The organism is Gemmatimonas sp., from assembly GCF_041689975.1.
In the GTDB taxonomy this organism is placed as follows: domain Bacteria; phylum Gemmatimonadota; class Gemmatimonadetes; order Gemmatimonadales; family Gemmatimonadaceae; genus Gemmatimonas.
The window spans coordinates 1-7,991 of the sequence record NZ_JBDNFF010000218.1; the positions used below are offsets into that span (position 1 = coordinate 1).

At 65.5% G+C, this 7,991-nt stretch carries 11 protein-coding genes; 5 read left to right on the forward strand and 6 right to left on the reverse strand.

Features of this window, described 5'->3' with window-relative positions; translation table 11 throughout:
- Positions 1–418: 418 nt before the first annotated feature.
- The 5 genes from ACESNG_RS13605 to ACESNG_RS13625 all read right to left on the reverse strand — a co-directional run bounded on the left by ACESNG_RS13605 (position 419) and on the right by ACESNG_RS13625 (position 4,335).
- Positions 419–1,030: a hypothetical protein gene (locus tag ACESNG_RS13605; protein ID WP_373069397.1), complete on the reverse strand. Its 612-nt coding sequence runs from the start codon at positions 1,028–1,030 to the stop codon at positions 419–421.
- Positions 1,027–1,722, reverse strand: coding sequence for a cytochrome c (locus ACESNG_RS13610; RefSeq protein ID WP_373069399.1), 696 nt, complete (start codon positions 1,720–1,722; stop codon positions 1,027–1,029). The genes ACESNG_RS13605 and ACESNG_RS13610 overlap by 4 nt, the downstream gene beginning before the upstream one ends.
- A gap of 71 nt (positions 1,723–1,793) precedes the next feature.
- Entirely contained in the window at positions 1,794–2,471 is a 678-nt protein-coding gene (locus ACESNG_RS13615; RefSeq protein WP_373060738.1) for a cbb3-type cytochrome c oxidase subunit II, read from the reverse strand.
- Positions 2,468–4,018, reverse strand: a complete 1,551-nt coding sequence (locus ACESNG_RS13620; RefSeq protein WP_373060737.1) for a cbb3-type cytochrome c oxidase subunit I — start codon at positions 4,016–4,018, stop codon at positions 2,468–2,470. Before ACESNG_RS13620 ends, ACESNG_RS13615 begins: the two co-directional genes overlap by 4 nt.
- Positions 4,015–4,335, reverse strand: a complete 321-nt coding sequence (locus ACESNG_RS13625; protein ID WP_373060736.1) for a hypothetical protein — start codon at positions 4,333–4,335, stop codon at positions 4,015–4,017. Before ACESNG_RS13625 ends, ACESNG_RS13620 begins: the two co-directional genes overlap by 4 nt.
- 407 nt (positions 4,336–4,742) lie before the next feature.
- Here ACESNG_RS13625 and ACESNG_RS13630 point away from each other — a divergent pair, with 407 nt between their 5' ends.
- The 4 genes from ACESNG_RS13630 to ACESNG_RS13645 all read left to right on the forward strand — a co-directional run bounded on the left by ACESNG_RS13630 (position 4,743) and on the right by ACESNG_RS13645 (position 7,216).
- Positions 4,743–4,988, forward strand: a complete 246-nt coding sequence (locus tag ACESNG_RS13630) for a DUF3565 domain-containing protein (protein ID WP_373060735.1) — start codon at positions 4,743–4,745, stop codon at positions 4,986–4,988.
- A gap of 3 nt (positions 4,989–4,991) precedes the next feature.
- Positions 4,992–5,378: an AraC family ligand binding domain-containing protein gene (locus tag ACESNG_RS13635; protein ID WP_373060734.1), complete on the forward strand. Its 387-nt coding sequence runs from the start codon at positions 4,992–4,994 to the stop codon at positions 5,376–5,378.
- Between the two features lie 621 nt (positions 5,379–5,999).
- On the forward strand, positions 6,000–6,974 hold the full coding sequence (locus ACESNG_RS13640) for a hypothetical protein (protein WP_373060733.1): 975 nt from the start codon (positions 6,000–6,002) through the stop codon (positions 6,972–6,974).
- Positions 6,975–7,051: 77 nt separating this feature from the next.
- Positions 7,052–7,216, forward strand: coding sequence for a hypothetical protein (locus ACESNG_RS13645; RefSeq protein ID WP_373060732.1), 165 nt, complete (start codon positions 7,052–7,054; stop codon positions 7,214–7,216).
- Positions 7,217–7,248: 32 nt separating this feature from the next.
- Here ACESNG_RS13645 and ACESNG_RS13650 read toward each other — a convergent pair whose 3' ends face one another.
- Complete coding sequence (locus ACESNG_RS13650) at positions 7,249–7,467, reverse strand: hypothetical protein (RefSeq protein ID WP_373060731.1); 219 nt, start codon at positions 7,465–7,467, stop codon at positions 7,249–7,251.
- 74 nt (positions 7,468–7,541) lie between these two features.
- On the opposite strand from ACESNG_RS13650, the gene ACESNG_RS13655 reads away from it, so the two are divergent.
- The coding region (locus ACESNG_RS13655) for a transposase family protein (RefSeq protein WP_373069401.1) at positions 7,542–7,991 on the forward strand (450 nt) is incomplete at its 3' end.

Here is a 7,991-nt window from a genome sequence, read left to right on the forward strand (position 1 = left end):
ACGCCGAGAACGCCGAGAACGCCGAGAACGCCGAGGCGCTCCGCCAAACACGGCCGGATTTTCTCGTGAGTACGCGCGAAACCCATTTCCTCGCAACATGCATCGTCGAACGACAGGACCCGGACACCTTCGCGATGTTCCGCGTGACTTCATAGCGCAAAAATCGCCGCAGAACTCGGCACTCTCGAGCGACGATGCAAAGCCTCGAAAAGCCAGGCACAAGTTGCAAAGCACGAGCTTGGACGGCGACGAAGTTGACTGCAGGCGTGCGTGCGCTACCTGACGACGATGCGTGCATGATGCAGGGATGAGCGTTGTTCTTACACGTAATGGTATTGTCGCGAGCGCGTCGCCGTGAACAGCGGCGGCTATTCACCGGGGCCACGACGACCTGATTCGCTCCGGGTGCGCACGGCCGTCAATCAGCTCGTAGGCCGCGATCCTCGATCTGGATATCGCGTGCCCCGTGCGCGACCAGCAGATCGCCAAGCAGCGATGCCTCGTGCTCGCTGCGCGTCGACACGGCGAGCACGATCGCGCGGGCCGCCTCGGCGGCGCGCGCAAACCGCGGGTCCGGCCGCTGGCGACGGAAGTATCCGAAAACTGCTCCGATCGCTGCGCCGCCGATCGTGGCCATATTGGGGCCAAGGAGTTGTACCGGTGCCATGCCTCCAGCGCTCTCGATGCCCGGCATCGCCACCAGCACAATTCCCACGAGCACGCCCAGGATGAACCCGATGAGCCCGCCGATACCGGCATAGCGAAACGTTTCGCGGCCAGGTCCGCGCGGCGTACGTCTGGCACTGGAATAGAGCTTCGCCGACTCCCGCGACACCACCACCTCCACGAGGTCGCGGGGGGTGCCTGCGCTGTACAGCGCATCGAGCGCGCGTTCGACGGTGTCCGGATCATCGAAAAGCGCCGTCAGCGTGAGCGGCTCGCGCATCTGCTGACCGCTGGCAATCCCGACCGCGACTACTTCGCCGTGCGTGGCCGCGCGACGCGACGGCGTCGTTGCAGGTTCCGTCATGATCCACTCCGTGGTGGCGCCGGTGGCTGTGAACCGCTCGCCGGTTGCGCCGCGCGAAGCTCCTCGGCGGTCCACGCGGCGGCGCGATCGGCATGTGCGTCCCGCAGCGCAGCCACCGCGTCGGCATCGACCGGCGGCGCAGCATTGGGCGCCAACTGCCGGAGATACGTCGCGAGCGCGGCGATCTCCTCGTCCTTGAGGATCTCTTGCCACGCCGGCATCGCGCCGTTGTACGTCGCGCCAGCAACGTCCACCGGTCCTTGCAGCCCGTGCAGCAGGATGCGCACAAGCGTCTCAGGTGCACCGGTCACCCACTCCGAGCCCACGATCGGTGGAAATGCACCGGGAAGCCCCTTGCCGGTTGGTTGATGGCACGCCGTGCAGTTCTTCTGGTACACGCGCCCGCCTGCCTCGATGGGATTCGATACGGCGGCGGCGGCCTGCGCGTTCGCGCTGGCCGTGATCCCGGGCTGGCGACCCGCGAACGCCACGTGCGTGGCCAGCCCGAACTCGCCGCCGTACCGGCCGAGGTACCAACCACCCCAGAAGAGCACAACGGCGATTGCCGCAACAAAGAACCAGGGTGGTGATTCGCGTCCCTCGACAGGGTCGCTCGGCTCGCGTCGCACGGCGCGGTGCAGCCGTTCGACGTCGGGCTGCAGGTCGACACCACCGCTCCCCCCCTCTGGCACGACGGGCGTGCTTGAACTCGCGCTCGCCGGCGTCGCTGCGGGGCGTGCGCCCGGGAGAGGATCGCGCCCGGTCACTTGCCCCCTCCGTGGTCATCGCCGCCGATCACCATGCGGTCCCGCGCGCGCAGCGAGTCAAGGATCGGGTACTGCCGCTTCAGCGAGATCAGGTAGTCGGCGAGCGCCAGCGCTTCGGGCCTGGCGACGATCGCCACGTTTTTGGGCGCGCGCGACCCGGGAATGCGGATGACGTGGTCACCGGTCTGCAAGTCCGCCGGACGCTTCTCCTCGAACATCCACGGGAACGCCGGCATCGTCGACCACGGGCTGAGGGCACGGGGATCGTAGAGATGGATCAGGTGCCAATCCAGGTCGGGGAGTCGTTGCCCGACGTTGATCAGGTCCGGCCCCGTCCGCATCGTGCCCAGGAGATGCGGCCGGTCGTACACGTAGTCCTCCGGCACTGTGGCGCGGCTACCCCAGCCACGGTCGATGTCGGTCGTGAACGACGGGTCGCGCACCTGCTGCGAATGGCAATACACGCACCCGTTCGCGATGTACGACTCGCGCCCACGTAGCTGTTGCGCGGTGTAGGGCTTGAGCTGAGGCGGCGCCTTGACCGTGCGGAGCATGATGTGCGGCACGACCACCAGCACACAGATCGCGCTGGCCATGACAGCGAAGGCCCCGAGGGCGACAAGCGCCGACTGCGCCATCATGTCGCGCTTGCGGCGATTGCGCGCGGCGCTCACGTGCCGCCCCGCTTGTGCGATTCCCGTTCGTGGTCGGCCGTCGCTTCCGCCGTGTACAGCACTGGCTGCGCGTCGTGGAACGGCGGACGCGTGCGCCGCGCCAGCTCCGGCATGCGCACCATGATCCAGAAGTGATACGCGAAGACCAGGTGGCCGAGCGTGAGGATAATCCCGCCCAGCGAGCGCCCGTACAGCCCGGGCAGCGTGCGCTCCACCGACACCTGAAAAGGCAGCTGCGGATCGAGCAACGCGAGACCCTGCAGGACCCCGGCCCACGACAGCGACACCACGTAGATCGCTATCCCGCCCAGCACCAGGTTGAAGTGCCAGCGAATGAGCTTCGCACTTGGCCACTCGTGCCCGACGAGACGTGGCACCACGTAGTACATCGCGCCGAACGCGATGAACGTGACGAAGCCGTAGCCGCCCACGTGCGAATGCGCGACCGTCCAATGCGTGAAGTGCGTGAGGCGATTCACCTCGCGAAGCGCCGTGAATGATCCTTGCAGCGACACCGCCGTGTAGCAGAGCGCACCGATGACGACGAAGCGGAGCGTCGGACTGTAGCGCAGCGCGCCGAATCGTCCAACGACCGTCATATGCAGGTTGACGCCCGTCGCAACGACGGGGATGAACATGAACACGCTGGCGACGATGGAAGTCGTGATCATCCAGGTAGGCAGCGGGCCGCCCACGAGGTGGTGCATGCCGTTCAGCGAATAGAACATCGCGAGTGACCAGAAGCCGACCACGCTGAGCTGGTAGCTGTACACGGGGCGGCCGAGCACCTTCGGGATGAAGTAGTAGGCGGCGCCGAGGCTCATGGAAGTGAGCCAGAAGCCCAGGACGTTGTGTGCAAAGAACCAGTTGGCGGCCGCACTCTCGACACCGACGTAGGTCGGCCACTTCCCGACGATGTACAGCATGGGAAACCAGATGAAGGCGCCGAGGATGTACCAGACGCTGACATACAGGTGCTCGGTTTTCCGGGCAGCGACCGTTTGGAACAACGACAGGCCGATGAGGCCTCCGCCGACGACCAAAAACGGACCTGCCACATAGCGCGGAGCCTCGAGCCATTCCATTCCGTCGTTGTAGCCCATCAACACGGCGACGATGCCGACCGCGATGCCGATAGTGAACAGCGCCGAGCCGATGATCGCCGTGCGGACGCCTTTGAGCTCGGTGTGCACCAGTCGAGGCATCAGCCAGAGCGACGTGCCGATGAGCGCCGCAGTCGCCCAGCCGTAGTTCACAGCGTGGAGGTGCGCCGTGCGCACGCGCCCGAACGTCAGCCACGGCTGGCGGGTCAGGAAGTCGGGCCAGTGCAGCTTCAGACTCGCGATATCGCCGAACACGGAGCCCACCAGCAGCCACACGATGGCGACACCGTAGAGCGTGAGCACCGCCCAACGGCTCGACGCGTCGGCGCGGATGCGAACGTCGAGGTCTTCGGGCGCCAAGCCACGCGATGCCGCAATCGCATCGATCTCTCCCGGCTCGAGTCCAGGCTTGCCGCGCGGGATCGTGGTCGGGGGCGCGCTCACCGAGCGGACTCGTCGGCACCGGCGCCGCCCCATTCACCCGGCGTCGGCGCGAGTGGTGTTCCGTGCGAGAGCGCCCGGTCGAGACGCTCGGCAGTCGACTCCCATGGGCGCACAAGCTGCCAATCGCGCACGTCGAAGATCACGCGACTCTGGCCATCGAGGTCACGAAAGAAGCCCCGTCGCCAGCCCCACACGAGCACCAGCGCAGGCACCAGCGTCATGCTGACCGTCGCGAAGAGAACGGCAAGAGAGGTAGGAAGCAGAAATTCCTCCGGGTCGGACAAGCTGACCGTGCGCGCGTCACGGTGCGGGGACATGGCGATGTAGTGTGGCGCGGCTGCGCAAGCATGCGGGTTTCGTGCCGCGAAATTTCGTACTGACGCTTCTGAATGCCGCGCGCCTTCGACCACGCAGCGCAGCACTTCCTGCGTCGGGACCTCAGCGTACACCGCCATCGTCGGTACGTATTACACCATGACGTGTGCCGGGAGCGCCCGCTCCCGTGCGTTCGTTCGCTCCGTCTCGAGCAACATTTGATCGACGAGCTCGTGCGGGCGCTGCGCGGCCGATGTTGAAGGTGTGTCTTCGGAACGCGAGATTACAAAAGACGCTGCGATGGATCATCCCACCGGCGTCAGGAACCGTGGCCTCGGCTGCGCACCGTGCGTCTACGGACGGCACACGAACCATTCATCAGCAGGCAGTGTACCGCAGGAGATACGTTATGCAGCGTGACCCGAGCGCGGGCAACGCAACACCAAGTCGCATTACTGGATATCATATGGATGAGGAACAGCACTGGGTTGCCGAGCTGGAATGCGGTCACACGCAGCATGTTCGGCACGATCCACCATGGCAGAGCCGGCCATGGGTCACCACGGAATCGGGGCGTGCGCACTTTCTGGGAACGTTGCTCGAGTGCGTGAAGTGTGTGCAGGAAGGTCGGACATTACACACCCCGGAGGCGTAGCTCATGTCATCGATGCACCGCACGGTGGAGGGCGATGTACTGCTCCACCATTTATCGCAGGACGAGTGGATGATCGACGCGGAACTGCTGGCGCGCAGCGGGCGCTCTGCACGCACGCTCGTCAAAGAAGGACCGTTGCGTCTGACCCTGCTGGCGCTCGCACCAGGCGGGGACTTACCGGAGCACAGCACCGACGGTCCGGTGAGCATTCACATGTTACGGGGGGACGCCGTCTTTCGTGCGCTCGACAAGGAATACGAACTGGGTACCGGCGACATCCTTGCGTTGGCGCCGGGCGTACGACACGCCGCGACTTCAGCGCAAGGCTGCTCGTTCCTCCTGACTCTCGTGCACAATCCGTCTGCCGGATCACCTGCGCCCGCTGCGTAGCGAACCAGCCGTACACGTTTTTCGTGGGGAGCTCGATCGCAGCGACGGGAGTTGCACCTCCTGCCAGGCGCCACTCGGCGCGATTGCCCGGGTGCTGGGTAGCACACGGTACCGTCTGCCCGCGCCTGCGCGCCAGACGTGCGTGTCCCGGCGGTTATCTGTCCCACGGCCATGATGTGTCCGATCTTGATACCACGCACCAGCAGGTAGTCGGCAATGATGCGGCGGTGACAGCGCCACCAGACGGCTTCAGCACACATGATCGCACAGCGCGTGACGGCGGCTGTCGTTGCTGAGAAAGATTGTGCCAACTGGAGGTGAATAGTTGCGACGCTACACCATCGCGACACTCGCCACAGCGGTTACGAGTTTTGGTGTGGCTCCGCTGGCCCTCTCCTCGGCCTCCGTGTCGCTCACGTTCAAAGCCAGCCCCTCGCGGCCGTCGACGAGGAGGCAGGCCACCGAACGTGATCTTGAAAGCCTGGATGCATTCAGGACGGCAGGCGGAGTGCTACAGCAGTTCGTCACTCGGCCATTTTCGGCTATTGTTCAGCATCCGCCCACGTACGCAGCGCGACGGTCGATGCGGAAGAATCACGACACGCAGAGGACACCAGCACGATGGAGCATTCCACCGCGAGCCTGATCGACGCGTGCTTCGCGAACTTCGCGAAGCGAAGCCGCAATGTGTTCCCTGGCCCCTTCGGCAGCCCGCTCGAAGAGCGGTTTGCGGACGCGCTCCGGCCGCATCTCGCCCCCGACGTGCGGGTTGATCAGCAACGCGTCTGTTACACCGCTATCGGCCGCTTCGTGCTTGACTTCACCTTCACCACGCCCAGCGGGTTCTGCGTGGCGGTGGAGTGCGACGGCTCGGCGTTCCACGACACAACCGTCGATACGTGGCGCGACGCGGCACTCATCAGCGAGCGAAAGATCGACATGATGGTTCGCATCGACGGACGCTTCCTGTACTCGGTCCCTGCGGACGTGCTGTATCTCCTCAGCACGATTGCGCCGTCCCTAGTGAGTGCGCGCGGACGTCGCAACATTGTGCACCTCAGCACTGCGGCCGTGCAGCGGTATGATCGCCGGACGCCTGGTCTCGTGTGGGTCGAATACCCGACCATGTCGACACTTCGTGACGCGGACGCCCAACGCCGCCGCGACGCGGACGATACCGACGCGTGGGAGGTGGATGATACGTGGTACACCGACGCGAACTACCGCGCGGAGACCGGGACCAAGAGTGGCATTTTCTACATCACTTACGAAGGACGCGACGTCGCCGGTGCCGGCCAGGATTGGCGCGCCCGCGCCCGGGTGATCGCCACCAACCCCGGTGCGCGACTGACCGATCTGCTGGGGCTCCCGCTCACGACGCTGACCGACGCCGCGCCCGACCCTATCGGGGAGGCGTTCCTGCGCGCGCAGGAGAACGACGAGGCCACGATCCCGGCTGAACTCGCGTTGTACTTTCTCCCTGACAAGGCACCGCCAGAACCGCCGTACGAACCGTCGATTGAGTGGAGGGCGCGCTTGGCCTGGCTCGGGGGAGCGGACGGCACCGCGGCACCAGCCGACGAGACGGGCCAGTAGAAAGTGGGGGAGAGATAGGCACGGATCCCACATGCGACCGATCTGCTCGGCGCGATTTGGGCGGCGCGGCGACGTTCATGATCGTCGCCACAGGGATCGGCCCATTGGCTTGGCAGGCCGTGCACCTACTGCCTGCGTTCCTGCCGGATTCTCCTTTCCTTCTGGCGTTAGCGAGTCTCGCCTTCGCGCGTGCCGCCGCAGCGACCCCGCTGCTCCGTGCGCCGGGCGGCAACGTCACGTAACGCTCCGGCACTGTCGCGTTCTACGGGGCCGTTTAGTAGTGGCGAATGGCTGGCAGGAAGGCCAATTCGGAGTCCGCCAGTACCCCGGCAAAGCGATCTGTGTCGCGGACGAGCTGCTCCGCCTCTGGGCTGATGTACCCGAGGACGGTGACGGCGGAGAGCCATAGCTTTGGCAAGTCCGTTTGCCAGATCGGCTCGTGGTGCGCGATGCGGTTGCGCAGGTCGACCAAGTCAAGCAGCTGCGGCAGCACCTTATTTTTGAGGCTCTTCAGGAAATAGAGTGGGTACGTGGCTTCCGGGAGACTTGGACCAGGGAGCGACGGCGATGGATGATCGGGCGTTGTATCAGACCATTTTGGGATTGACGACCCCGTGGGAAGTGGAGCGCGTGGAGCTCCGCGAGGCGACGCAGGAAGTGGATGTGTGGGTCGCCGCCGCTACAGGCACCGCCTTCGGGTGTCCGCAGTGTGCCGCCGTGTCGCCATTCTACGATCACGTCGAGCGGCGCTGGCGCCATCTGGATACCTGTCAGTTTCGTACGCTGCTGTGTGCCCGAGTGCCGCGGGTGCGCTGTGCGACGCATGGTGTGACGACCGTGCGCGTGCCGTGGGCGGAGCCCGGCTCCCGCTTCACGCTCCTGCTCGAGCGCTTGGCGATTGCGTGGCTCCAAGACGCGACGCCGACCGCCGTGGGCCGACGGCTCGGGCTCTCGTGGGATGAGGCCCGTGGCATCATGGAGCGTGCGGTGCGGCGCGGCCTTGCGCGCCGCACGACC

Excerpts from the sequence above, each read along its gene's own strand:
- ACESNG_RS13605 (WP_373069397.1), bottom strand. The coding sequence starts at position 1,030 with ATGACGGAACCTGCAACGACGCCGTCGCGTCGCGCGGCCACGCACGGC.
- ACESNG_RS13625 (WP_373060736.1), bottom strand. The coding sequence starts at position 4,335 with ATGTCCCCGCACCGTGACGCGCGCACGGTCAGCTTGTCCGACCCGGAG.
- ACESNG_RS13630 (WP_373060735.1), top strand. The coding sequence starts at position 4,743 with ATGCAGCGTGACCCGAGCGCGGGCAACGCAACACCAAGTCGCATTACT.
- ACESNG_RS13635 (WP_373060734.1), top strand. The coding sequence starts at position 4,992 with ATGTCATCGATGCACCGCACGGTGGAGGGCGATGTACTGCTCCACCAT.
- ACESNG_RS13640 (WP_373060733.1), top strand. The coding sequence starts at position 6,000 with ATGGAGCATTCCACCGCGAGCCTGATCGACGCGTGCTTCGCGAACTTC.
- ACESNG_RS13645 (WP_373060732.1), top strand. The coding sequence starts at position 7,052 with ATGATCGTCGCCACAGGGATCGGCCCATTGGCTTGGCAGGCCGTGCAC.